A 24,227-nucleotide genomic window follows, 5' to 3' on the forward strand; every position below is an offset into this window, starting at 1 on the left:
ACGGTTTTTAGAAAAAACACGTACGCTTCGCAACTCGCGCCAGTATCGAAATACTCAAATAGTCATTACCTCATTCATCTGCACAAAACCCTCGTTTAGTCCAAGTATTCCTAAACTCACGTATTTGTTTGCTTCATTTCGTTAATAACTATTTTACACCGTTTTGCACTAAATGAAACTTTAGTTTTCTAATTTTGTTAAATGAAATTGAGAAACCTACACAATACAAACACATTAGAATTTTACATCCCGGATTATTCCACAGAATTACAATTGCCTCTATTTGACACAGGAATTAGTGCAGGATTTCCATCACCAGCAGATGATTTTATAGAGTTGTCAATTGATTTAAATAAGCATATAATTAAACATAAAGACACTACTTTCTTTGCAAAGGTAAAAGGTCATTCTATGAAAAATGTTGGAATTTTTGATGGTGATTTATTGGTCATTGATAAAAGCTTGGAGCCACAAGATGGTAGAATTGCAATCTGTCAAATTGATGGTGAGTTTACAATCAAACGTATTAAAAAAGAAGAAAACGTTATTTGGCTAATAGCTGAAAACGAAGACTATAAACCTATAAAAGTTACTCCCGAAAATGATTTTGTTATTTGGGGGATAGTAATAAATTCCATTAAATATTTTTAATGTTTGCATTAGTTGATTGTAATAATTTCTATGCTTCTTGTCAAAGAGTATTTGAACCTCATTTAAGAAATAAACCAGTGGTTATACTTTCTAATAATGATGGTTGTGTTATTGCACGTTCCAATGAAGCTAAAGCATTAGGTATTCCAATGGGTGCACCAGCATTTGAATATAAAAATATCTTTGAAGCCAATAATGTATTTGTTTATTCTTCAAATTATGCTCTATACGGTGATATGAGTTCAAGAGTAATGAATATCCTAACAAGATATTCACCAGAAATTGAAATTTACAGTATCGATGAAGCTTTCCTAAAATTCAAAGGTTTTGAATTATTTGATTTGCAAAAAATTGGTTTAGAAATGCAGCGAACAGTTACCAAAGGCACAGGCATTCCAGTAAGTATTGGTTTTGCACCAACGAAAGCACTCGCCAAAGTAGCTAATAAAATAGCAAAGAAGTACCCTGACAGAACCCAAAGTGTTTATACAATAGACAATGAGGAAAAGAGAATTAAAGCCCTCAAATGGACTAAAATAGAAGATGTTTGGGGTGTTGGAAGAAAACACGCTAAGCGATTACAAGCTAAAAATATCTTCAACGCATATCAATTTACTTTACTATCAGATGAATGGGTTCGTAAAGAAATGGCAGTAGTGGGATTAAGGCTAAAACACGAATTACAAGGAAAACCAACTTTAGATTTAGAGCAGCCAAAAAGTAAAAAAATGATTGCTACAACACGATCATTTGAAAAACCATTCACAAAATTCGAGGATATATCAGAAAGAGTGTCAACTTTTACAGCTTCCTGTTCAGAAAAATTAAGAAAGCAAAACAGCCATTGCAATATGATTATGATTTTCGTACATACTAACTATTTCCGCAAAGACCAACCACAATATTCAAGAAACATTATAATAAATACTGACTTCCCAACCAATTCTACAATAGAACTTAACCATTATGCTCAAATAGGACTAAAAGCCATTTTCAAAGAAGGTTTTCATTATAAAAAAGCAGGTGTTATTGTTATGGGATTAACTCCAAACAGCGAAACACAATTATCTTTATTCAATTTTTCAAACCCAAGACATCAACCTCTAATGAGCGTTATAGACAAAATGAATAAAAGCTTCGGTGCCAATAAAGTAAAGTTTGCAACTCAATCACACGGTAGACAATGGAAAATGAAACAAGAAAAACTTTCACCTTGTTACACGACTAGGATAGATGATGTCATAATTATTAATTAATAAAAAATTACTTTAAAATAAATTTATATTATGCAAAAAAATAAATGCCCCGAATTAGATAATTTCTTAACAACTGATGAAATACAAAGAGGACTATCTGTAGAATTTACAAATACTGAATGTATTAGAAATTATTTTTGGGGTGAATGTGGAGGTAGTTGTAATCAATATATTTTAGAAAATTCAGAATATCATTTATTAGAAGAAAATATTTCTCAATATGGATTTAAAAAATATACTACTAATAATTTTACTAATGCACAGGGAAATATAACTACAGTTCAAAATGTTGTGCAAGGTTTTTATATTGATGATAATAAATCTAGAGCAATTATTAGCAATGTTGCAAACGAGCAATATTTACCAAAGGAGATAATTGATCAATTAAGCGAATTAATATCAGTTGATTACATTTATGAAGGATATGAGTTTTTGTTAGTAAAAGTTAAAGAAGAAACATTTACTTTTAATATTCAATTTTATCAAAATATTAAAGAAATAATTAGAGATTTAAATTATCACATAAACTCTTCAATAGAAAAATATTATATAAACAAATCTGGAACAATATTAATTATTGACACTGGTGAAACTAAATTTTTAATTTCAGCCACTTTAATATCAGATACAGAAGAAATTGAAAGAGCTATATTAACTTCCAAATTAGCAGAAGCTAAACCATTTTTTGAATTTATTCCAGTAAATAAAGTTGATTGGAAAAAACTAAAAGATGATAAAGGGGATTATTTTGAAAAGCTAGTTGAAACTATATTACCATTGGAAAAAAATATTACAATTGTAGAAACTATCGGTAAAACAAGAGCAGGTGATAGAGGAAGAGATTTCATTGTTATTGAGGAAACTAATGATACATTTGGCACAAAATTGACCAAAAAATGGTTAGTTCAATGTAAATTTTCAGAAAATAGCATATCTCCACGAACAATTCCTGATTGGGTAACTAGAATAGTTGAACATAATGTTGATGGATATTGGCTAATAACTAATAATGACTTAACTCCAGATTTATATGATCAAATGCACGAAGTTCCAAAAAATGAAAAATATAAGTTTGAAACAAGAATTTGGCAAAGAAACACTTTTGATATTAAATTTTCAACTCATCCAGAAATTTTTAAAAAAGGACTTTTTTTTAACGAATAACTTCTTTAATAATAAATGTGTTTCCATTCCAAACAATCAAAAGCTGCAACTGAAGTCGAAAATAGATTTAATGCTAAAATCGACAATATTACTGTGTTTAAACCACGAGAAAGCATTAATGGTTTTGATTATCCATTAACTCCAATAATAATAGATGAAACACCACAAATCATTGCAAATTATGGTTGGGGCTTAATTCCTTCCTGGTCCAAAGATGATGAAATCAAAAAATTTACTCTAAATGCAAGAATAGAAACAGTTGTAGAAAAACCTTCGTTCAGAAATTCTGTAAACAAACGTTGTCTTGTTATTGCTAATGGTTTTTATGAATGGCAATGGCTTGATAGTAAAGGAAAAAATAAAAACAAATTTGCAATAGGAATTGGTAATGATGATCTATTTGCATTCGCAGGATTATACTCCCAATGGATTGATACTATAACTGGAGAAATAAAAAACACCTATACAATTGTTACTACAGAAGCCAATCGATTAATGGCAGAAATACACAACATCAAAAAACGTATGCCAATAATATTAAAACCAGAAGACGAAATAAAATGGTTAGAACATCACCCAATACAAGAATTTGCTTTTCCTTACGAAGTAAATTTGGTTGCTAAAAACCTAAATCAAAATTCTCTTTTCTAATGACCTAATTCGTTTAAAAGAAACCACTAAAAGTTCGGTGGTAAAAGAACGATTTGCATTTCAGAAGGCACACCTTTGCCATCGCTCCAAAAAAAATTACTGTCACGGTTTTTGGTACAAAAACACGTACGCTTCGCAACTCGCGCCAGTAATTTTTTTCCCCAAGCTGTGTTACATAATTGAGTATTATAGTTCATTACAAAGCTTTTATATTGTTTTTTTGGTTTTTGCAATGAAGCTATAATATCATTTATGTAAAACAGCCGCCACACCCAACGCGCAAGACAGTGGCTCCAGGACAGTCTTTTTTATTGCTTCCTCGCACCGGCCTGCAATAAAAAAGACCATCCTTCGCCACTGTCATTAACAACGTTCGCCATTTCATAAGAACTTTTACTGAACTACCTAGTTTCAAGGACGTTCACGGTCACTGTTTTTAGCAACTTGATGTTTAAAGCGGTAAGTTTTTGCATTGTTTTTGTGCGTGTCGCAAATTGCTTATCAACTCCATTTCTAACATTCACGACATAGGAATAAGCAATTTGCGTCACCCACAAAATCAAGAGAAGCCAGCAAGAGTGTGGTTATTTATTTGCCACAAAACAAGAATTAATTGCTTCAGCGGAAAAGCCGATGCCATACCGTTCCATAACATAATATCGACCAGCCTGAAGCATTGTCTTTCTTTCAAGTCTATGGCATCGACTTTTCCACTAAAGCAATCAGAAACACCCCAGTAAGCAAATAAAAAACCACACACTTGCTTGCGCTACTGCCCCATCGCACTAGGTATTATTTTTTCATTGTTTTTGTAAGTATTGAAAATCACTTGAAACTTTCGCATTATAATAGAAAAACCTCCGTAAAGTGATTTTCAATACCCACAAAATCAAGTCCAAGAAAGAGTGTGGATTTTCAAAACAGAAAAATAATTGGAATGGATTTAATATTTCTTTTTTCTGTTTTGAAAATCCACACCCTTTCCGATGACGACCCTCTTCCAAATCAACTCCCAATCCTTCAAACAAATTCCGATTATACGATGACTTTTGGTAAATGAAATCAAAACAAAAAATAAAAAAAAAGAGAGCAAAGGTAAGTTCCAGGTTTACAAAAAAGCAAGTTCAAGCCCTACGGGTTTTTGAAAAAATCTCCACCCATAACGGTTCGCAATAACATTCATTTCCGACTTCACGCCCACTCTTCCGCAGATGTATCGGGTAGTATTTTTTCAAAAAAACTTGCTTTTTTGAAACCTTCCACTTGAACGACTGGCTTTCTTTTTTTCTTTTTTTTCTTTTGAAAAATTTAATGGGCGGAGCGTAGCGAGGCACATTGGTCTTTCAACCGAAACCCTGCGGAAAATTGAAAATCTAACCCATTTTTAAAGCCGAATGTTATGCTAAATTTCATCATCAAGACCCACCGAAAAGACACCGTTTACACAAAACCCCATTTATTTGTACTTAACAAGGGGATGAACAGCGGAAAACCACAAAAAACGCCATTTACTAACAGTTTTGTTATCATTTTTCAAAACGAAGAGGACTGCGAAAGCCTTTTTTTCATTGCATATAGTTTATGGCAAACAAAATTCTGGCATCAGTATTTAGTAGGTTCGGTTATTTCGTTTTTGCGTCTTCCAGATTTCAAAAAACAATTCAATCCACAAGCCAGTTTAATGATGGTCGAACACGAGCAGCACCAAAAAAATGTTGCAGCTCTCAAACTTCTGGAGAAAAAAGAAAAACAGTACAAAGAGGATATGATGCTCATAAATGACATCCGCAAAGCCATTTTATACCGTTATTGCAGAAAATAAAACAATCCTGGTCCTTGCGGACTAGGATTGATTGCGCCTTATTCCCAAGCAAACCAACGCATAAGTGCAATATGATTGCACCACTTAAATAAATCGAAGAAAAGCAAAGCAATCTACTTTTATTGACTGCTAAAAACAAAAAAAGCTCCAATAAATGGAGCTTTCAACGTTGTTTTCAACCGTTTTTAAGGGTTTGTTTTCGGTTCTTCTTCCGATTTTACAGCAGTTTGAGAAACTACTGAAATAATACTACCACCCAGAACCAAGTAACCAGCAGCCGAAACTAATCCAACAGGTAAAGCAATAGGCGAAGCGATGATAATTCCGCCAACACTTGCCAAGGCAATTCCAACAGTGCGAAGAATTTTAAACCATTTTGGAGTTGGTGCCAAGGTTCTTTCTACTAAATTCATTTTATTATTTTTCATAATCTTGATTTTTATAAATTGATAATTCTAAATTGTGTACTCTTTTTTCGATGTATTCTACTTTCTGGTTCAGTAAGTCGTTCCCACTTTTGAACTCGGTTTTGATGATTAAAGCCATCGTTTTTACTTCAATCAAATCTTTCTCCATACTCTTAAAATCAGTGTGTAATTGCTTGATAAAATAAGCCACAATCGAGAGTAACAAGGTGATTAACGTTCCAAAAAGTGTAGCGATGATGTTGATATTTTCCATTTTTTGGACTTTTTAGAATTGAAAATTATTTTCAATGATCATTGCATTGTTTTCAACTTTTGCCAATGCTACCAATTTTGGATAAATCATTTTGTAAGCTGCAACACTTTGAGTAACTTGAAAATTGCCATCAACAAACTGGAAACCAAAACCACAAAGCGGACAACCGGCAGTTTCTTTGATAGTGTTTCCGGTATGGATATAAACAAAGCTGAAATTTGGTAAACCAGTAATTTCAATCATTCCTTGGTGCAGCTTTCCAAAAGCTTTTTTGTAATCCACATTTTTAGCTCCGAAAGTGTTCAACTTCAAACTAAATACTCCTTTTGGAATAGCAGTTTGTGAAGGGATTTTCACTTCTCTTATTTTATCCTCTAACAAATAGCATTGAAATATTCCGTTAATGTACAATTGGCTCAAAGTGCTTTCTTTGCCCTGGGCTACTCTTATTATTTTAGTTTCCATAATTGTGATAGATTGGAGATTAAATAAAAAATCCCTCACTTTTGGTGAGGGATTTTCGGAAGGTTTTTCTAAAAAGCATCCTCAACTTTCAAGCAGTTACCACTGGAAAACAAGTAGTAATTTGGTCCCACTTGTTGGTAGAACTCAATTCCGATGCACTGCAAAACGGTTGTGTTTACCGTTGGAAGAACTCCACCAGGTAAAGTTGCAACAATTGTAGTGGCAGGAACTGGAGCGTACAAATCCAAGAAAGGACTGTATTGAATATCGTTTACCTCATTCAATGCTGCATCCATAGGATCGTAGCTGTTTGTGGTAGCGTTGTATTCAAAATCACTCACTACTGAAAGTGAAGAAATCAAACGAAAGTGAGTTGCACCAGATGGAGCATTAACCAAATTCGCTGGGTTAAAAGCATCAACAACAAACTCTCCGCTTTCTCTATCAACTGTATGAGTTAATGAGTAAGGAGCGTTGAAAATACCATTGAAAGAAGAGTTTTTGTCAAACTCGAAACCTTTTAAGTAATTTCTTTGTGTGGAGATTTCAATTTTACGGTAACCTCTGGCTTCCGTTTGGTCTTCAAGGTTGATTTTCTTCATAATTGAAGTCAATCTTCCAGTTACTTGGCTGTCCGCCATTTGTTTCATTACTTGAGATAAACCAGTACGAACAGATTTTCCAGCTTTGGCACAAGCGCCAAATTCGTTCATATTCTCACGAGTTCTCTCAAATTCAGGAGCTGTGTTCACTTGGTCACCAGTTGGTCCACCAACCATTCCAGCGAAGTAGCCTTCCTGTCCTTTGATTTTGAAGTGTCGGATATCCCCAAGAGTTCCAACATACTTAATAACACCTTTTTGTCTTGCCATTTTTTTAAGATTTAAAAAGTTAATAATTAGATTAAATTCATAAGACAAATTTCAATGATTATCTTTGATTATCAATAACTTAAAATACTGTAAATCAATGCAATACAACGCAAAAGCACCGTACATAGTGGAAACCCATTGGCAAATTGAAGAAGTGCTTGATGGAGATAGCATAATCATTTGCAATCGTTTCACTCAAATGAAAAAAGAAATCCGTCTTTATGGCTTGGATGCACCAGAAGTAAAGATTAATAGGAAGATGAAAGAGGACGAAGAGAAAAGCAGTTTACCTGCCCAATTATTGCTCCAATTTGGTTTGCAATCCTTGCACTTCGTTTTGTCGGTTGCACCGCCAAAAACGGTTGTAACTATCATTACGGAACAGGAGAACTATTACGACTACTGGAACAGGCAATTAGGGTATGTAATTTTGCCTAGTGGATTATGTTTAAATGAATTACTTTTACAAAATGGGTATGCTAAAGCAACCCAACAATATTATTGTGGCAAGCTAGCAGAGTATCAAGCGATGAACCGCCAAGCGCAGCTTAATAATATTGGGATCTATAGTCAAATAAAAGTATTCTGATTTGTTGTACTTATGTTGTACCAGAGGGTTTTAAAAATTAAAGAGTACCAATAATTACAACCCCTTACAGGCGTTAAGAAGATATATACAAGTTAGCCGTTATTTTCGAGCGACAGAATACCAAAAGAAATTTATACTCTAAAAATGGGATATTTAACAACCGAAATTTTTAAAAAACCAACATTTTTTTCAATTTTATCAATCATTGCTATAATTGTTGGAATTCCATACGGATTTTACGGACTAACACTAAAAGGCGGAGCAAGTTTGGGCGGAGTTTTAATTCTAATTGGAGTATTCATTGCAATTATAATACTTGCGATTGATAGAGGAATTGTATCTAAAATTAAACCTTTAAAATTGACATTATTTGAAATCTTATTTTCAATTATTTTTCTTGTAATTTATCAATTCAGAGAAAAAGAAATAATTGTAGATTTAGAAAATTATAAAGAAAATTATTTCGTTGTGATTTATAACAACGGAAAATTAAAAAATACTGAAATTGTTAGCAGAATGTTATTTGACAAAAAATGTAAAGTAGAAAAAAATTACGTAGTTATTCCAAATGAAATAAAATCAGAATATAGAACTAAAATTTTATCTCCAAAAAAATGGAATTCTTTACAAATGAGATATGATAGTATAAATAATTGCAAAATAGAATTTTACAATTCAGATTTGAGACAAATTAATGAAAAAGAAATTAAATCAATAGTAGAAAAACAAATTGAAAATAATAACAAATAAAAAAAACAACGGCTAACAGCAGTTCCTATGTAAAGCACCATAAAGTTATTCACAACTTTGAGTAAGGGTTATATGTTAGTTTTTTTTTCGATTATTATACTCCGCAACAAGGCTTGTTGGTAAAGTTGGCAACTAACTTTTGTCCGCTGAAAGCAAGGACATAAAAAGTTAGGCTAACTTTATCAATAATGCCACGAATTAATTTCTCTTTTATTTCATATTTATTTCTTTTAAAGTTCTTAAAGCTCACGCTCCTATATGTGGTCTGCTTGCGCAGCCACCAGCATCGGTATGATTGTTAAGAAAAATAAGATAGCTACCTGCTTGGCGATGTGGCTCTCGTCCTAAAAAACGAGACCACCACGGCTGTTTTGTAGTCTATCTCTCTTGTATGGTTGAGCTTGTTAAGAAAGTTATACTTTGTTTTTATTTTAATTCTTACTTTTCCAAAACCAGATTTTTATTTATTTGATACGGCGTTTCAGTTTTGATGACTGATAATATTCTTCGTGCCATTTTGTGGGCTACTTTAACGATGATACTCTTTACGTTTTTACCGTGATGTTTTCTGTAATACAATTGCATTTCAGTGTCTTTTCTGATGGCTACCCAAGCTGCTTCTATCAAGTAACTTCTAAGTTGTGAGCGACTTCTGGGGGTTATTCCTAAACATTTTTCACTATCACCACTGTTGTAAATGCCAGGAATTAGTCCGATGTAAGAGCTAAATTGTCTTTCGTTGTTAAATCGTCTTAAATCACCACATTCGGCTATAATAACACTGGCTAAATAACCGCCTATGCCCGGAATGGATTTTAATAAGTAGTAATCCTTTTTGGTATTCTTTCTGCAATGCCTACGCATTTGATTTGCGATTTCTAAATATTCTGATTTAATGAATTTATACAGGCGTATTTTGCCTTGCAAAGCTAAATCACCACAAGCGGTACTGAATTTTAATTGTTCTAACCAATTAACAAAATCTTGACTCCAATTGGAGTTATCAAACTGAGATGGGATTTTGATACCGTGAAAGAGCAGCATGCTTTTGATGTGCGATTTTGTTTGACGGAGTTTCTTTGTAATCTGGGTTCTATGACGGGCTAAAGTCATAAACTGTTCGTGTTCTTCTGTTGGAATGTAAATCCCTTTGAGTACTCCCAGTTTTAATTGGTTAGATAGATTTTTAGAATCTAAGGCATCTGTTTTTTGATACCGTTCTTTGTCACCCGTTTTAACGTCGGCCGGATTAACCACCAACACATGCCAACCTAAATTAAAAAAATGGCGAGCAACAGAAAATCCGCAACAACCTGCTTCATAAACTAAATGAACTTCATGACCAGGAAAGGTTCGCTCAACATATTGAAACAAATCCTCCGGTTCTGATGGCATGGAATAGGTTTTGTGAAAAAATAAATCGGTTTGGATCGAAACGGTCCAACTTTTTTTGTGAATATCTAATCCAATGAATATCTTTGGATTAGTTAAGGCATCATGTAATTGCATAATCTTTGTTTTTAGGAAACTCAAATTTATGCTTTTACATAGATGCTTGGCAATATGGCGGGTTTTGGGCTTAATTTGAAGTTGGTTTTGTACTTTCAAAGTCAGTGTTTAACCGAAAGTTTAGGCTTCTTTAATCCGCCACATCGCCAAGCTGCAAAACGCTATGTGCAATATTACCAGACGTAAAACTTAAAAAACTAAATAATGGAAATTGGACTTCACGCTAATATGTGTGATCGCGATACAAACGAGATTTCTGATATGCTTAGAAGCGTTTTTAAACTTTTATGCGAAAAATTAAATGGCAACTATGGTGGAATTATTGAACACTTATGGATTGATTTTGAACTAATTAAAAGTCATGCAAAACCTGATGGAAAACCTAGACATCCATTTAGGTTTCAAAAAAGAGTTTCTGGACGCTCAAGTTTTGGATTACCGCCTTCTCCAGACTATCATAATGTGGGACATTTTAGTGTCAGACCAAATTTCTCTTATCTAATCGCTATTCCAAAAAGTGAGGTAATACCTTATTGCCTAAGTTTAATTTATAAAGAATTATTAGTTCTAAGTACAAAAGAGAAAAAACTAGGTGGTTTTAAATCAGAATTGTTCAGAAATAGATTTAGTGAAGAATGTATGGCTTTAGGTTATTCTTTAAATGAAAATATGCTTTAGTAATACTGCACATAACAGGCGTTCCTATGTAAAGCACCATAAAGGTAGTAACAACTTTGAGTAAGGGTTATATGTCGTTTTCTTTTAAGTTCACACCCCTCACGAGGATTTGAAACCCAAAGTAAATACTGTTATTGCTTTCATAAGAACGCTTTCGGATAGTAGTCTTAATGTGGATATTAAATGGTCAAATCCGTTTCCAAATTAAATTACAAAAGCCCCGAGAAATCGGGGCTTTTTCTATTCTTTAACAAACTTACCAGTAGTACTTCCTTTATCGCTTATAATTTTGATAAAGTAGCTTCCTGTTTTCAATCCAGAAACATCTATCGTTTCACTCGGATTTGTAATCACCTGTACCATTTGTCCAAGTGTATTATAAATACTTACAGAACTCATAACCAATGGTTCTTTTGTAGAAATTGTTAAAGTATTTTTTGTTGGAACCGGAGACAAACTAAATATACTTCCAAAATCAAAATCTTGATTTCCTAATGCCTGAGTAACTGAAGTTGTGTAAGTATTAGTAACTATCGGAAAGTTATAATCAAAATAAATATCGGCACTATTAGAGAATGTATCACCTACCACTAACGTTGGTTTTGTTTTGATTTTAAAAACCACATAACCATCATTAGTAGCATCGTCAAAAGGAAGATTGATATTTTCAAAAATGAATTCCAATTGATTATTATTAATAATTCTGGTCACATATTGATGGCTTCCGCTCAAAGGAATGATAGAACTCACATCAAATTTATTGGCATCAATGATATCTTTTACCACAATATTTTCAGCAGCAAATGTTCCAGTATTCTCAAAACGGATTAGATAATGTACATATTCGCCCACCATACTTGGTGAAACTGTTGTTCCTTCCAAACATGTTTTATCATTTGGGTCTAACGAACCCACAACAATTTGTTTTAGTGTATTAATATTGTCCTGTGGTATTTCATCCAAAGAAGTTGGCGTTATAGTTGCCACAAAATCTAATTGGTCACCATTATTCACGGCAGGAGTTTCTGTAGGAGCATTGATATTTAAAGTAACTAAAATTTCTCTACTTTCAAAAGGTTGCAAATTGGTATAATTCCAAGTTAACAAATTAAATACTTGACTTGAAACAATCGGATTAGCAAGAACCAAATCTATTCTATCATCTTCAAATTCTAAGGACACCGAACCAGATTGTGTTTGATTTCCTTTGTTTTTATAAACTATTTTATAATTAGCATCAAAACCTGGTCTCGCTGGATTTAACGGTATAAGAATTATTTCCAAATCCTTGCGAACGCCATTTGGAGTGATGCAAAAGTTTTGTGTCACTGGGCTTGATGTGCCTGGGAAGTCAACGGATAGCGAACCCGGAGAAACTGTAAAATAATCGGGATTTTCCAAAATCGGTGCTAAGGTATAGTTCCCGGCAGAAACAGGTATCGAATAATTCCCAGATAAATTACTGATTATGGTTCCCGAATTAGTTCCGTCAGTAATGGAAAACTTTAGATGGGGAATACTAATATCGTTGTTGTCGCAACCGTTATTATCAACATCAAGTTTGTGATTTCCCTGAATTGTATAGGAAATGCCTCCTGGTGTAAAATTACAATAAGTGTTCGTGTTACAAACAGCGCTGCTGTAATAACTCTGAACCATGGAAACTTCTGATTCATCGCAACACACATAAGTTATGTTGGGATTTCCTTCAGCTATCATACCAAAATTGTCAAAATTACCATTTTTGACATTGATGGCCTGCAGATTATTGAACCGGAGTTCATAAAATCCATTACCTTGATTGGGAGGTCCGCCAGTAGCAAAATCACTTAAATCAATAAATTCGATCATATTGTTAGGGCATTGTAAATCACGTAACATTGTCAAGCCCGAAATATCTAATTGTGTTAACTGATTGTTTAGGCAAACCAAATGCTCCAAATTCAATAGGTTGGAAACATTCAGGCTTGTTAAACCAAGTTGACTACATCCCAAATAAGTAAGGGCATTGTTATTTGATAAATTCAGTGTATTAAATGGGTTGGAACCACAATCAAGAGTCTTTAAATTGGGCAGATTTAACAGATTAAGACCGGTAAGTTGATTTGAACCGCAATATAAAAGTTCCAGGTTAGGCAAGTTAATTAGAGATAAACTTGTAAGTTGATTAGCGCCACAGTCAAAATTCTTTAAATTAGGATAATTGGCAAGATTAATACTGGTCAGCAGGTTATTGTTACAATACAGTTCTTGCAAATTAGAGAGTCCTGAATAATTCAAATTGGTAATTGAATGGTTAGTACATCTGAAAAATTTTAAATTAGGAAAACTGCTTAAGCCCGTCAAGTTAGCAATATAGGGATCATAATAAGACCTATAAACATCTATATAAGAAACGTTTTGGGCTTCACTGACTTCTATTTGCCCGTTACTGTTGGCATCAATCTTGAAATAGTTTCCAATCAAATTTTTAGCGATATAATTATTGGTATCCGACTGTAGTAGCTTGGTTTTAAAATTCGCATCAGGTATATTCACTATTTGTGAATTACCAACAAATCCGAAAAGTGTAAAAACTAAAAGTGTGTAAAGTTTCTTCATAAAAAAGTTTGAATTTCAAATATATAAAAAAAGCCACACAACGTGCAGCTTTCTATTTATAATAAAATAAGTTCAGGAAATTATCCCATCACTTCTTTAACTTTTTTACCTATCTCTGCTGGAGAGTCTACTACATGAATTCCGTTTTCTCTCATGATTCGTTTTTTAGCTTCTGCAGTATCATCGGCACCACCAACAATTGCACCTGCGTGACCCATCGTTCTTCCTTTTGGAGCAGTTTCACCAGCTATGAAACCAACAACAGGTTTGCGGTTACCATCGGCTTTAATCCATTTGGCAGCATCAGCTTCCAATTGTCCGCCAATTTCACCAATCATAACGATACAATGTGTTTCTGGATCATTCATTAATAATTCAACCGCTTCTTTGGTTGTAGTTCCAATAATTGGGTCACCACCAATTCCAATAGCCGTTGTAATTCCCATGCCTTGTTTTACCACTTGATCAGCCGCTTCATAAGTCAACGTACCCGATTTAGAAACAATTCCAACATTCCCTTTTTTGAAAACAAAACCTGGCATAATACCAACTTTAGCTTCACCTGGAGTGATAACACCTGGACAGTTTGGTCCGATTAAAGTACACGCTCTATCTTTGATATAGGAATACGCTCTAATCATGTCAGCTACAGGAATTCCTTCTGTGATACAAATAATAACTTTTATTCCTGCATCGGCAGCTTCCATAATAGCATCAGCAGCAAAAGCTGGTGGAACAAAAATGATTGAAGTATCAGCACCTGCTTGTGTCACAGCATCCTTCACGGTATTAAAAACTGGACGATCTAAATGCGTTGAACCACCTTTTCCAGGAGTTACACCACCTACAACATTGGTACCGTATTCAATCATTTGTGTAGCATGGAAAGTTCCTTCGCTACCTGTAAATCCTTGAACTATTATTTTTGAATCTTTATTAACTAAAACGCTCATGTTTGTGTTTGTTTATTTGTGTTTATTTTTGGTGTTGCAAAAGTAGAAAAAACTGTTCAGTGTTCAGTAACAAGTGCACAGTTTTTTTGCAAATTTACTATAGTTGACTCATTTGATAGCCACGGTATAATTTGTTGGATTTAAGTTCCCAAACGACCATGAAATGGGCCAATAACATTTCCTCTCTTGGGTTTTCAATCGTTTTTACATAATGGGAATAACGCAAGGCAACAGTATTACCTTCTGCCACTATATGACTTATTCTAATTTTAGAACGTACATAGGCTTTACTCATTTCTGCAGTTAATGCTATGATTTCATCACGATGCAACTTTAAAAACCCTTTGCTGCTATGCCATTCTAAAACAGCATCGTGGTGTAAAAACTTAGCAACAGTTTCTGTTTCAAGTAAGGCATCTGTTTTATAAAAATCTTGAACGATTTCTTTAGCGCTCATATTTATTTTAATTTATTTAAAATTTCTGGTATTTTCTTGAGGTAGGCAAATTGTTTCATTTTCTCTCTGGCTTCATCTATTGGTGTTCCCGAATAGGTTTTTCCGCCTTCTATAGATTTACTTACTCCAGTTTGTCCTAGAACAACTGCTTTGGCACCAATAGTAATACCACTGGTAGTTCCAACTTGTCCCCAAAGAGTTACTTCGTCTTCAATGATAACACAACCTGCAATGCCTGTTTGAGCAGCAATCAAACATTTTTTTCCAATTATGGTATCATGGCCAACATGCACTTGATTGTCAATCTTTGTTCCTGCACCAATGGTGGTATCGCCTGTAACACCTTTGTCAATTGTACAAGCTGCTCCTATTCCAACGTTGTCCTCTATGACTACTCTTCCGCCTGAAAGTAATTGATCAAAACCTTCGGGACGTTTTTTATAATAAAAAGCATCGGCACCAAGAATAGTTCCCGAATGAATAATTACGTTATCGCCAATAACCGTATTATCATATACCGTTACATTAGCATGAAGCAAACAATTCTTGCCAATTACTACATGATGACCGATAAAACAATTGGGTTGAATAACTGTATTTTCTCCAATAGTTGCTGAAGATGCAATACTAGCATTCGCAGCTACAAAAGGTTTAAAATGTTTGGTCAAAGTATTGAAATCCCTAAAAGGATCATCAGAAATTAGTAAGGCTTTGCCCTCTGGACACTCTACTTCTTTGTTGATTAAGATGATAGTCGCCGCTGATTGTAATGCTTTATCATAATACTTAGGATGATCAACAAAAACAATATCTCCTGGTTCTACTACATGAATTTCGTTCATGCCATAAACAGGAAAATCATCGCCGCCAATACATTGGCAACCGATGATTTCAGCAATTTCTTTTAATGTATGTATTCTTGGGAATTTCATATTATTATTTGTTTCAGGTTTCAGGTTTCATGTTCAGGTTAATTGATAAAACCTGAAACTTTAAACTTGAAACAAATTATTCCTTAACCCTTTCCATATAAGAACCTGTAGCCGTATCAATTTTGATTTTATCTCCTTCATTGATAAACAACGGAACATTTACAGAAGCACCCGTTTCCACTTTGGCTGGTTTGGTTGCATTAGTTGCAGTATTTCCTTTTACACCTGGTTCAGCATAAGTAACTTCCAAAACAATAGAAGCTGGCATATCCACAGAAAGTGGTAAATCTGTTTCAGTATTAATCTGAACCATCACGATTGTTCCTTCTTTTAATAAATCGGGAGCATCGAGTACTTTTTTATCCAAAGTAATTTGTTCGTAAGACTCCGTATTCATAAAATGATACTGATCACCTTCAGCATATAAAAATTGGAAATTCTGAGTTTCAACACGAACTTCTTCAATCTTGTGTCCTGCAGAAAAGGTATTGTCTAATACTTTTCCGTTGGTTAATGATTTTAATTTTGTTCTAACGAAAGCTGGACCTTTTCCTGGTTTTACGTGAAGAAATTCAATGATTTTATAAATATCGTGATTGTACTTGATGCATAATCCATTTCTAATATCTGATGTAGATGCCATTTTATAATTGTTTAATGTTTTATTGTTTATTGTTTTTGGTTTATGGTTGCAGGATTAATTTGGAACTATAAACCCTAAACCATAAACTTTTTTTAATACGAACCCGAATATCCCTTCATGATTCCTCTAGATGAGTTTCGGATAAAATCTAAAATTTCATCACGCTCTGGAGAAGCAGCCATTTCGCCTTCAATAATTCCCATTGCTTGTGACGTATTATAATTTTTTTGGTACAATATTCTGTATATATCTTGTATTTCTCTAATTTTTTCAGAAGTAAATCCTCTTCTTCTTAACCCAACAGAATTGATACCTACATATGAAAGTGGTTCTTTTGCCGCTTTAGTATAAGGTGGAACATCTTTACGAACCAATGAACCGCCAGAAACCATGGCGTGATCACCAATATGTATAAACTGATGAATAGCGGCTAAACCACCAATGATGGCATAATTCCCAACAATAACATGTCCGGCCAAAGCCACACCATTTACAATGATGGCGTTATCACCTATGTGACAATCGTGTGCAATGTGTGCCGTTGCCATAATCAAACAATTGTTTCCAATTTTAGTTTGTCCTGAAGCAATTGTTCCTCTGTTGATGGTCACACATTCCCTTACGGTAACATTATCACCTATCACAGCAAGCGACTCTTCACCACCAAATTTTAAATCTTGAGGCACAGCAGAAATTACAGCTCCTGGAAAAATGTTACAATTTTTTCCAATACGTGCACCTTCCATAATGGTCACATTGGAGCCAATCCAAGTTCCATCGCCTATGACAACGTTGTTATGGATTGTAGTAAAAGGTTCTATAACGACATTCTTAGCGATTTTGGCGCCAGGATGTACATAGGCTAACGGTTGATTCATAATTAATTGGTTTATGGTTTGTTGTTAATTGTTTATTGTTTTTCAACGATAAACTAAAAACTATAAACTTTTTGTTATTGTTTTTTGGCTATTTGTGCCATTAGTTCGGCTTCAGCTACCAACTTTCCGTTGGCGTATGCTTTGGCTTGCATGTGACAAATTCCTCTTCTTATTGGTGTTATTAATTCACATTTAAATATCAAAGTATCACCTGGTAATACTTTATGTTTGAACTTCACATTGTCTATTTTCATAAAAAATGTTAGGTAATTCTCTGGATCTGGAACGGTACTCAACACTAATATCCCTCCTGTTTGTGCCATTGCTTCTACAATGATAACTCCAGGCATAACCGGTGCTTCTGGAAAATGACCTACAAAGAAACTTTCGTTCATGGTAACATTTTTCATCCCAACCACATGACTATCTGACATTTCGATAATTCGGTCAATAAATAAAAATGGTGGACGATGTGGCAAGATACTCATGATTTTATGAATATCCATCAACGGTTCTAAATTCAAATCGTAAACTGGAACTTGATTGCGTTGTTCAATTTTAATGATTTTAGCCAATTTTTTTGCAAACTGTGTATTGACAAAATGTCCCGGTTTATTGGCAATTACTTTTCCTTTTATACGGGTTCCAACTAATGCCAAATCACCAATAACGTCTAATAATTTATGACGTGCTGCTTCGTTTGGATAATGCAATGTAAGATTGTCAAGAATTCCGTTTGGTTTTACTGAAATAGAATCTTTACCAAAAGCAACTTTTAAATTATCCATGGTTTTTGGAGAAATTTCTTTGTCCACATAAACAATAGCATTATTCAAATCGCCTCCTTTGATTAATCCGTTATCCAATAAAGTTTCCAATTCATGAAGAAAACTAAACGTTCTGGCATCAGCAATTTCAGTTTTGAATTCTGAAATAGTTTTCATAGAAGCATTTTGTGTTCCTAAAACTTTAGTTCCAAAATCAACCATAGCGGTAACTTGATATTCCTCAGCTGGCATTAAAATAATTTCACTGCCGGTAGTTTCATCAGTAAAAGAAATTATTTCTTTAACCACATAATAATTTCGCTCAGCTTCTTGTTCAACTACACCAGCTTTTTCTACTGCTTCAACAAAAAACTTTGATGAGCCATCCATTATTGGTAATTCGGAAGCATCAAGTTCTATAATTACGTTATCAAGATCACAACCAATTAAAGCGGCTAAAACGTGCTCAGGTGTTTGAATTTTAACGCCTAGTTTTTCTAAGTTTGTTCCTCGTTGTGTATTAACCACATAATTTGCATCGGCCTCAATAATGGGACTTCCTTCAAGATCAACTCTAACAAAGGTAAAACCATTATTAATAGGTGCAGGTTTAAAAGTCATTGTAACCTCTTTTCCTGTGTGTAATCCAACTCCTAACAATGAAATCTCGTTTTGGATGGTTTTTTGTTTAACCATTGTAATCTAGTTTTTAATTTATTTATTATTCTTTTTTAATTCTTCTAAATCGCTAACAATTTTAGGTAAATTTTTGAAATGCACATAGGATTTACTAAAATCTCCATAATTGAAAGCGGGTGAACCTTGAACGGTTTCTCCATCAGCTAAATTTTTTCCGATGCCTGATTGTGCTTGAATTCGAACATTATTTCCAATGATTAAATGTCCTGCAAATCCAACCTGTCCACCAATCATACAATTGTGACCAATTTTAGTAGAACCTGCAATTCCCGTTTGAGCTGCAATAACAGTGTTTTCACCAATCTCAACATTGTGTGCAATTTGTATATGATTATCCAACTTCACTCCTTTTCTGATGATGGTAGAACCTAAAGTGGCTCTGTCAATGGTTGTGCAAGCACCAACATCAACATCATCTTCCAAAATAACATTTCCTATTTGAGGTATTTTGTTAAAAGTTCCTTCCTCTGTTGGTGCAAAACCAAATCCGTCAGAACCAATAATACAACCCGAATGAAAAGTGCAATTAGCACCAATTACAGTTTCAGAATATATTCTCACACCAGCAAATAAAATGGTATTATCGCCAATGCTCACATTATCTCCAACAAATGTATTAGGGTAAATTTTCACATTGTTACCAATTACCACATTCTTACCAAGGTAACTAAAACTTCCTAAATACAGATTTTCTCCGTAAGTAACATTTTCAGAAATAACAGAAGGTTGTTCAATTCCCGATTTCATTAACTTTACTTGATTGTAATATTCCAGTAGTTTTGAAAAGGATTGATAGGCATCTTCAACCTTAATTAAAGTAGTGGTTATGGCTTGTTCTGGCTCAAAACTTCTATTAACAATGGTAATGGTAGCTTCTGTGGAATAAATAAAATTTACATATTTAGGATTAGCAAGAAAGGTAAGTGAACCTTTAGTTCCCTCTTCTATTTTGGCTAATTTGAATACTTCGGCTTCAGGATTACCTACAACCTCGCCTTCAAGAATTCCCGCTATTTGAGCTGCTGTAAATTTCATCGTATCAGATTATATTTTTAATCAGAATAAGATGAAACTTGCTAAGCACATTCTCTATTTGAATCATATGATTTGTATTGACTCGTTTCAATCATACAAAAGTATAAAAAAAACAATTTTAATGTTAATTTTCGTCCAGTAGTTTTGGAAAACAAATAAAATACTTAGTTACGGGCTTTGATAATGCTTTTAAATTCAACTGATCCGAAGCTTCCACTACATCTTCAATAGTTCGGTCTTTCTTAAAAATTCGAATAGGTTCGGCTTCTTTTGAATACGCTTGATTTTTAATTTTTCCTTTAAAAATAAAATATTTGGCCTCTTGAATACTGATGTTATGCGCTTTTGCAAATCGACTTGACATTTCTTGCAACACTTCGACAGGGAATTTTTCGCTATTCAGTTTTATTTTGGATAAGTCTCTGTTGATAATCATTTTACTCAAACTACACAAAATAAAATCATCGTGATGTTGCCATTCTTTTAATGCGCTAATAATATCATAATCATCTAGTTGTGCAAAGGTATTTAAATCATTATTTGAGAAATTTTCAAGCGTTACTTTATGCTCCATGAAGTATTTTAACGGACGACTACATTCAATATTTACTCCTTTATGCAATAGCTCTTTGGCTCTTTGGAGTGTTTTGGTTAAAGTCAATTCGGCTACCAAACTGGTTTTGTGCAAATACGCCTGCCAATACATTAAGCGTCGTGCCATCAAGAATTTCTCAATAGAATAAATAGCTTTTTCTTCCATTACTAAAACATCATCCTCTACATTCATCATCTGAATTAGTCTATCCGAATTGATATTACCTTCGGCGACTCCCGAATAAAAACTATCACGCTTCAAATAATCCATCCTATCCATATCGAGTTGACTAGAAATCAACTGCAACATAAACTTTCGATGGTATTGACCTTTGAAAACTTGAATGGCCATACTCAATTGTCCATCAAATTCTTCGTTCAGTTTATTCATAAATAACAACGAAATGGCTTCGTGATTTACTTCTTCCACTATACTGTGCTCCATAGCATGAGAAAACGGTCCATGTCCAATATCATGCAAAAGAATAGCAACATACAAAGCGTTTTCTTCTTCTTTAGAAATGGAAACACCTTTAAAACGAAGTACTTCAACGGCTTTTTGCATCATGTGCATCGCACCAAGTGCATGGTGGAAACGAGTATGATTGGCACCAGGATATACTAAATAAGATAATCCCATTTGAGAAATTCGTCTCAGTCGCTGAAAATAAGGATGCTGAATTAAATCATACACCAAAGTATTTGGAATGGTAATAAACCCATAAATGGGATCGTTGAATATTTTAAGTTTATTAGTTTGGCTCACGATTGTATCAATTTTAGTAAAAATAGAATTTTAAACCAATGCTTTAAAAAAGTTTAATAATAATTTATTGTTTTCACGAGTTGGCGTAAAAACTTCCAATATTGCCGGTATCTCTTTTTGTTGGTACAATTGATTCAAACCATTCTTTAAAGTAGCTTCATCACTAGCCGTAAAATAATTAAATTGATACATTTTGGCTAAATGCTCTGCTGTCAAACAATGGGATGTTTCAAAAAAAGTGTTGAAAGTTTCTGTTTCTTCATGGCCAGGTAATATTCTAAAGATTCCTCCACCACCATTATTTATCACTATGATTTTGAAATTTTTAGGAATATAATTATTCCACAACGCATTACTATCATACAAGAAACTAACATCTCCTGTAATTAAAACCGTTGGTTTTTTACTACCAACAGCGGCACCAATTGCGGTAGATGTACTGCCATCAATGCCACTTGTGCCACGATTGCAATATACTTCAATGGTTTTGTCAATATCAAATAATTGGGCATAACGAATTGCCGAGCTGTTACTAATTTGCAACTGAATATGCTTTGGCAAACTCGAAAGTATGCATTCAAACGCTTTAAAATCTGAGAATGGAAGAGCCGAAAGATAAGCTGCACGTTTCACTTTTCGCAACTCATTTATAGTTTCAAAAGTGTTTTTATAATCACTTTCGATGTGTTTTACAAACGGTAAAAACTGTTTAAAAAACTGATTGGGATGCACATGAAAATGTTTTGTTAAAATACCAAATGTATCATAAGCTCTCAACTCATCAATGTGCCAATGATGTCTTGGTTTGTATTTTCTCAAAAAAGCTTTCACTCTTTTAGAAACAATCATACCACCAAATGTAATTAGTATTCTGGGTTGTAATGCTGTAAATTCTTTTGACCCAAATGGTGTTATCAAAGTATCTATTGTATTGATAAAGGAAGGATGATGCAAGTTAGAAGTAGTTTCTGTTAACACTACAACGGATGGAAAAGTAGCTAATAGATCAATCCATTTCTGCTCAATAGTATTGGGACGATTCTCACCCACTACAATCAAAATCTTCTTGCTGTGATTCCACAAAGTAGAAAAAGCAATAATATCATCTACACCTACTAAACGGAGAATTTTAAGCAAACCCGTTACATTGCAATCAATAGATAGTTTGTTAGTAGTTTCATATAATGGTTCTTCAAATGGAGCGTTTATATGCACTGGTCCTTTTCGGGCAATGGCCACATTAATAGCTTCATTAATGTAAACATCGTTTTCTTCAGTAGCATCTTCAGTAAGATTCGCATTGTACAAAGAATGATTGATAAAAACATTTTCCTGACGAATAGTTTGTCCATCGCCAATATCAATTTTTTCAAATGGTCTATCGGCAGAAATCACTATGAACGGAATTTGACTATAAAAAGCTTCGGCCAATGCAGGATAATAATTCAGTAATGCAGAACCCGAAGTACAAACAACAGCCACTGGTTTTTGAGTTTGTTGTGCTATGCCTAATGCGAAAAAAGCAGCACAACGTTCGTCCGCAATGCTGTAACATCTAAACTTTGGATTATTAGTAAACCCAATAGTCAGCGGAGCATTTCTAGAACCAGGTGAAATAATAATATCGTGAACTCCTTTGGCATTACAAATCTCAATGATGCTTTGTGCCAAAGGTATTTTTGGGTAAATCATTTATTTTAAACTTTCAATTAACAAAGATACAAAGGTTCAAAGTTTTTTTTACATTTAACTTTTTAATTATGAAATGGAAAAAATAGCAATCAGACCTTACAAACTCGATGATGCACAAGCCATTGTGGAGATTATAAATTATAATATTCTAAATTCAACTGCACTGTATGATTATCATCCCCGAACACAAGCACAACAACAAGCTATTTTTGAGGATAAACTCAGCAAAGACTTTCCTGTTATTGTGGCCACTATAGATGATAAAGTGATTGGTTTTGGTTATTACAGCGAATTTCGTTTTCGTGAAGCCTATCGTTTTACGGTAGAACATTCGGTTTACGTTGCTAATGATTATCATGGTAAAGGGATTGGAAAACTCCTCTTGACCGAACTGATTGCATTAGCCAAACAACAAAAACTACATACGATGGTAGCGGTTATAGACTCTGAGAACCAAAGCAGTGTTGCATTTCATGAACAATTTGGTTTTACCACAGTTGGTATCATCAAAGAATCTGGATATAAGTTTGACCGATGGCTGCATTCGGTAATAATGCAATTGATCTTGGAGTAAATTAAAAAAACCTGACAAATTACTTCATCAGGTTTCTTGTATAAAAATCAGGGTTATTAAATTAATTCAATGCCATTTTCTTCTAAAATGGATAAAAGATAAGCACTTTGATTAGCATCGTATTTCTCTACTCCGCTTTGATACCATTTTTGTATCACATCTATTTGAAAGGCATTATAACCATCAGCATTAATACTCATTCCGAGCATTCCGGCTAAAAGAAAATCTTCTAAAACTTTATTGGTGACTATAAGTTGAGGAATGCCATGAGCTACTTTACCATTCATTCCTTCATAATTTGATCGTCCTTGATTGAATCCCATAATAAAAGCTTCATTTTTATTATCAATTATATTCAAATGTGGGTTTAAACCGTTTGAATATCCATCAAGGTATTCTTGTCTGTATACTGGGTTAAATATGTCTTTCATCTTACTATTGTGTTGTGGTATCGAAATCTTAATATCAAAAGTAATTACAATTTCATAGTGTCTCTAATAAAATCGTTTAAAGGATAAAAAACTCTACAAACCGCACTAGCAGTGACG

General features: G+C 33.8%; 25 protein-coding genes. 9 read left to right on the plus strand and 16 right to left on the minus strand.

Features of this window, described 5'->3' with window-relative positions; genetic code table 11:
- Nucleotides 1-201 precede the first annotated feature (201 nt).
- The 5 genes from ACSVH2_RS06115 (at nt 202) to ACSVH2_RS06135 (ending at nt 5,544) form a co-directional block, all read left to right on the plus strand.
- Nucleotides 202-651 (plus strand): LexA family protein, encoded by a 450-nt coding sequence (locus ACSVH2_RS06115; RefSeq protein ID WP_438092284.1) that lies wholly within the window; start codon nt 202-204, stop codon nt 649-651.
- A complete protein-coding gene (locus ACSVH2_RS06120) occupies nt 651-1,907 on the plus strand; it encodes a Y-family DNA polymerase (protein WP_438092285.1) in 1,257 nt (418 codons plus the stop codon). Before ACSVH2_RS06115 ends, ACSVH2_RS06120 begins: the two co-directional genes overlap by 1 nt.
- 30 nt (nt 1,908-1,937) lie before the next feature.
- Complete coding sequence (locus ACSVH2_RS06125) at nt 1,938-3,071, plus strand: restriction endonuclease (RefSeq protein WP_438092286.1); 1,134 nt, start codon at nt 1,938-1,940, stop codon at nt 3,069-3,071.
- A gap of 15 nt (nt 3,072-3,086) precedes the next feature.
- Nucleotides 3,087-3,722: an SOS response-associated peptidase gene (locus ACSVH2_RS06130; RefSeq protein ID WP_438092287.1), complete on the plus strand. Its 636-nt coding sequence runs from the start codon at nt 3,087-3,089 to the stop codon at nt 3,720-3,722.
- A 1,399-nt stretch (nt 3,723-5,121) separates the two neighbouring features.
- The gene (locus ACSVH2_RS06135) at nt 5,122-5,544 is read left to right on the plus strand and encodes a DUF6943 family protein (RefSeq protein WP_438092288.1); all 423 of its coding nucleotides are present in this window, start codon (nt 5,122-5,124) and stop codon (nt 5,542-5,544) included.
- Between the two features lie 185 nt (nt 5,545-5,729).
- Here ACSVH2_RS06135 and ACSVH2_RS06140 read toward each other — a convergent pair whose 3' ends face one another.
- From ACSVH2_RS06140 to ACSVH2_RS06155, 4 genes are all read right to left on the minus strand, one after another.
- Nucleotides 5,730-5,972: a hypothetical protein gene (locus ACSVH2_RS06140; protein WP_235893295.1), complete on the minus strand. Its 243-nt coding sequence runs from the start codon at nt 5,970-5,972 to the stop codon at nt 5,730-5,732.
- A complete protein-coding gene (locus ACSVH2_RS06145; protein WP_144071029.1) occupies nt 5,962-6,225 on the minus strand; it encodes a hypothetical protein in 264 nt (87 codons plus the stop codon). The genes ACSVH2_RS06140 and ACSVH2_RS06145 overlap by 11 nt, the downstream gene beginning before the upstream one ends.
- Before the next feature lie 12 nt (nt 6,226-6,237).
- Nucleotides 6,238-6,690: a DUF5675 family protein gene (locus ACSVH2_RS06150; RefSeq protein ID WP_438092289.1), complete on the minus strand. Its 453-nt coding sequence runs from the start codon at nt 6,688-6,690 to the stop codon at nt 6,238-6,240.
- Between the two features lie 68 nt (nt 6,691-6,758).
- Nucleotides 6,759-7,562: a hypothetical protein gene (locus tag ACSVH2_RS06155; RefSeq protein ID WP_438092290.1), complete on the minus strand. Its 804-nt coding sequence runs from the start codon at nt 7,560-7,562 to the stop codon at nt 6,759-6,761.
- A gap of 97 nt (nt 7,563-7,659) precedes the next feature.
- Between ACSVH2_RS06155 and ACSVH2_RS06160 the strand changes: the two genes are divergently transcribed.
- The gene (locus tag ACSVH2_RS06160) at nt 7,660-8,151 is read left to right on the plus strand and encodes a thermonuclease family protein (RefSeq protein WP_291251719.1); all 492 of its coding nucleotides are present in this window, start codon (nt 7,660-7,662) and stop codon (nt 8,149-8,151) included.
- A 144-nt stretch (nt 8,152-8,295) separates the two neighbouring features.
- Nucleotides 8,296-8,901 carry a hypothetical protein gene (locus tag ACSVH2_RS06165; protein ID WP_438092291.1) on the plus strand — a complete coding sequence of 202 codons (606 nt, stop codon included), beginning with the start codon at nt 8,296-8,298 and terminating at the stop codon, nt 8,899-8,901.
- A 438-nt stretch (nt 8,902-9,339) separates the two neighbouring features.
- Here the strand turns inward: ACSVH2_RS06165 and ACSVH2_RS06170 are convergent, their stop codons facing one another.
- The gene (locus ACSVH2_RS06170) at nt 9,340-10,410 is read right to left on the minus strand and encodes an IS110 family transposase (protein WP_438092292.1); all 1,071 of its coding nucleotides are present in this window, start codon (nt 10,408-10,410) and stop codon (nt 9,340-9,342) included.
- Nucleotides 10,411-10,614: 204 nt separating this feature from the next.
- Here ACSVH2_RS06170 and ACSVH2_RS06175 point away from each other — a divergent pair, with 204 nt between their 5' ends.
- Nucleotides 10,615-11,088 (plus strand): hypothetical protein, encoded by a 474-nt coding sequence (locus tag ACSVH2_RS06175; protein WP_438092293.1) that lies wholly within the window; start codon nt 10,615-10,617, stop codon nt 11,086-11,088.
- Between the two features lie 240 nt (nt 11,089-11,328).
- On the opposite strand, the gene ACSVH2_RS06180 is transcribed toward ACSVH2_RS06175, so the two are convergent.
- From ACSVH2_RS06180 to menD, 10 genes are all read right to left on the minus strand, one after another.
- The gene (locus ACSVH2_RS06180; protein ID WP_438092294.1) at nt 11,329-13,689 is read right to left on the minus strand and encodes a DUF7619 domain-containing protein; all 2,361 of its coding nucleotides are present in this window, start codon (nt 13,687-13,689) and stop codon (nt 11,329-11,331) included.
- 80 nt (nt 13,690-13,769) lie between these two features.
- The gene (gene sucD / locus ACSVH2_RS06185) at nt 13,770-14,642 is read right to left on the minus strand and encodes a succinate--CoA ligase subunit alpha (protein ID WP_438092295.1); all 873 of its coding nucleotides are present in this window, start codon (nt 14,640-14,642) and stop codon (nt 13,770-13,772) included.
- A gap of 97 nt (nt 14,643-14,739) precedes the next feature.
- On the minus strand, nt 14,740-15,099 hold the full coding sequence (locus tag ACSVH2_RS06190; protein ID WP_438092296.1) for a nuclear transport factor 2 family protein: 360 nt from the start codon (nt 15,097-15,099) through the stop codon (nt 14,740-14,742).
- Nucleotides 15,100-15,101: 2 nt separating this feature from the next.
- Nucleotides 15,102-16,031, minus strand: coding sequence for a UDP-3-O-(3-hydroxymyristoyl)glucosamine N-acyltransferase (locus ACSVH2_RS06195; RefSeq protein ID WP_438092297.1), 930 nt, complete (start codon nt 16,029-16,031; stop codon nt 15,102-15,104).
- A 76-nt stretch (nt 16,032-16,107) separates the two neighbouring features.
- Nucleotides 16,108-16,674, minus strand: a complete 567-nt coding sequence (gene efp / locus ACSVH2_RS06200; RefSeq protein WP_438092298.1) for an elongation factor P — start codon at nt 16,672-16,674, stop codon at nt 16,108-16,110.
- 92 nt (nt 16,675-16,766) lie between these two features.
- The gene (gene lpxA / locus ACSVH2_RS06205; RefSeq protein ID WP_438092299.1) at nt 16,767-17,552 is read right to left on the minus strand and encodes an acyl-ACP--UDP-N-acetylglucosamine O-acyltransferase; all 786 of its coding nucleotides are present in this window, start codon (nt 17,550-17,552) and stop codon (nt 16,767-16,769) included.
- Nucleotides 17,553-17,626: 74 nt separating this feature from the next.
- Nucleotides 17,627-19,015 (minus strand): bifunctional UDP-3-O-[3-hydroxymyristoyl] N-acetylglucosamine deacetylase/3-hydroxyacyl-ACP dehydratase, encoded by a 1,389-nt coding sequence (locus ACSVH2_RS06210; RefSeq protein ID WP_438092300.1) that lies wholly within the window; start codon nt 19,013-19,015, stop codon nt 17,627-17,629.
- Nucleotides 19,016-19,033: 18 nt separating this feature from the next.
- Complete coding sequence (gene lpxD / locus ACSVH2_RS06215) at nt 19,034-20,053, minus strand: UDP-3-O-(3-hydroxymyristoyl)glucosamine N-acyltransferase (RefSeq protein WP_438092301.1); 1,020 nt, start codon at nt 20,051-20,053, stop codon at nt 19,034-19,036.
- Nucleotides 20,054-20,177: 124 nt separating this feature from the next.
- Entirely contained in the window at nt 20,178-21,413 is a 1,236-nt protein-coding gene (locus ACSVH2_RS06220) for an HD domain-containing protein (RefSeq protein ID WP_438092302.1), read from the minus strand.
- A 30-nt stretch (nt 21,414-21,443) separates the two neighbouring features.
- Entirely contained in the window at nt 21,444-23,105 is a 1,662-nt protein-coding gene (gene menD, locus ACSVH2_RS06225; RefSeq protein ID WP_438092303.1) for a 2-succinyl-5-enolpyruvyl-6-hydroxy-3-cyclohexene-1-carboxylic-acid synthase, read from the minus strand.
- A 73-nt stretch (nt 23,106-23,178) separates the two neighbouring features.
- On the opposite strand from menD, the gene ACSVH2_RS06230 reads away from it, so the two are divergent.
- On the plus strand, nt 23,179-23,679 hold the full coding sequence (locus tag ACSVH2_RS06230; RefSeq protein WP_438092304.1) for an N-acetyltransferase family protein: 501 nt from the start codon (nt 23,179-23,181) through the stop codon (nt 23,677-23,679).
- Between the two features lie 56 nt (nt 23,680-23,735).
- On the opposite strand, the gene ACSVH2_RS06235 is transcribed toward ACSVH2_RS06230, so the two are convergent.
- The gene (locus ACSVH2_RS06235; protein ID WP_438092305.1) at nt 23,736-24,110 is read right to left on the minus strand and encodes a hypothetical protein; all 375 of its coding nucleotides are present in this window, start codon (nt 24,108-24,110) and stop codon (nt 23,736-23,738) included.
- Between the last annotated feature and the right edge of the window lie 117 nt (nt 24,111-24,227).

This window comes from Flavobacterium sp. RSB2_4_14, assembly GCF_051547085.1.
In the GTDB taxonomy this organism is placed as follows: Bacteria; Bacteroidota; Bacteroidia; order Flavobacteriales; family Flavobacteriaceae; genus Flavobacterium.

Bases quoted from the DNA above. Each gene is read 5' to 3' on its own strand.
- ACSVH2_RS06115 (WP_438092284.1), top strand. From the start codon at position 202: ATGAAATTGAGAAACCTACACAATACAAACACATTAGAATTTTACATC.
- ACSVH2_RS06120 (WP_438092285.1), top strand. From the start codon at position 651: ATGTTTGCATTAGTTGATTGTAATAATTTCTATGCTTCTTGTCAAAGA.
- ACSVH2_RS06125 (WP_438092286.1), top strand. From the start codon at position 1,938: ATGCAAAAAAATAAATGCCCCGAATTAGATAATTTCTTAACAACTGAT.
- ACSVH2_RS06130 (WP_438092287.1), top strand. From the start codon at position 3,087: ATGTGTTTCCATTCCAAACAATCAAAAGCTGCAACTGAAGTCGAAAAT.
- ACSVH2_RS06135 (WP_438092288.1), top strand. From the start codon at position 5,122: ATGCTAAATTTCATCATCAAGACCCACCGAAAAGACACCGTTTACACA.
- ACSVH2_RS06140 (WP_235893295.1), bottom strand. From the start codon at position 5,972: ATGAAAAATAATAAAATGAATTTAGTAGAAAGAACCTTGGCACCAACT.
- ACSVH2_RS06145 (WP_144071029.1), bottom strand. From the start codon at position 6,225: ATGGAAAATATCAACATCATCGCTACACTTTTTGGAACGTTAATCACC.
- ACSVH2_RS06150 (WP_438092289.1), bottom strand. From the start codon at position 6,690: ATGGAAACTAAAATAATAAGAGTAGCCCAGGGCAAAGAAAGCACTTTG.
- ACSVH2_RS06155 (WP_438092290.1), bottom strand. From the start codon at position 7,562: ATGGCAAGACAAAAAGGTGTTATTAAGTATGTTGGAACTCTTGGGGAT.
- ACSVH2_RS06160 (WP_291251719.1), top strand. From the start codon at position 7,660: ATGCAATACAACGCAAAAGCACCGTACATAGTGGAAACCCATTGGCAA.
- ACSVH2_RS06165 (WP_438092291.1), top strand. From the start codon at position 8,296: ATGGGATATTTAACAACCGAAATTTTTAAAAAACCAACATTTTTTTCA.
- ACSVH2_RS06170 (WP_438092292.1), bottom strand. From the start codon at position 10,410: ATGCAATTACATGATGCCTTAACTAATCCAAAGATATTCATTGGATTA.
- ACSVH2_RS06175 (WP_438092293.1), top strand. From the start codon at position 10,615: ATGGAAATTGGACTTCACGCTAATATGTGTGATCGCGATACAAACGAG.
- ACSVH2_RS06180 (WP_438092294.1), bottom strand. From the start codon at position 13,689: ATGAAGAAACTTTACACACTTTTAGTTTTTACACTTTTCGGATTTGTT.
- sucD (WP_438092295.1), bottom strand. From the start codon at position 14,642: ATGAGCGTTTTAGTTAATAAAGATTCAAAAATAATAGTTCAAGGATTT.
- ACSVH2_RS06190 (WP_438092296.1), bottom strand. From the start codon at position 15,099: ATGAGCGCTAAAGAAATCGTTCAAGATTTTTATAAAACAGATGCCTTA.
- ACSVH2_RS06195 (WP_438092297.1), bottom strand. From the start codon at position 16,031: ATGAAATTCCCAAGAATACATACATTAAAAGAAATTGCTGAAATCATC.
- efp (WP_438092298.1), bottom strand. From the start codon at position 16,674: ATGGCATCTACATCAGATATTAGAAATGGATTATGCATCAAGTACAAT.
- lpxA (WP_438092299.1), bottom strand. From the start codon at position 17,552: ATGAATCAACCGTTAGCCTATGTACATCCTGGCGCCAAAATCGCTAAG.
- ACSVH2_RS06210 (WP_438092300.1), bottom strand. From the start codon at position 19,015: ATGGTTAAACAAAAAACCATCCAAAACGAGATTTCATTGTTAGGAGTT.
- lpxD (WP_438092301.1), bottom strand. From the start codon at position 20,053: ATGAAATTTACAGCAGCTCAAATAGCGGGAATTCTTGAAGGCGAGGTT.
- menD (WP_438092303.1), bottom strand. From the start codon at position 23,105: ATGATTTACCCAAAAATACCTTTGGCACAAAGCATCATTGAGATTTGT.
- ACSVH2_RS06230 (WP_438092304.1), top strand. From the start codon at position 23,179: ATGGAAAAAATAGCAATCAGACCTTACAAACTCGATGATGCACAAGCC.
- ACSVH2_RS06235 (WP_438092305.1), bottom strand. From the start codon at position 24,110: ATGAAAGACATATTTAACCCAGTATACAGACAAGAATACCTTGATGGA.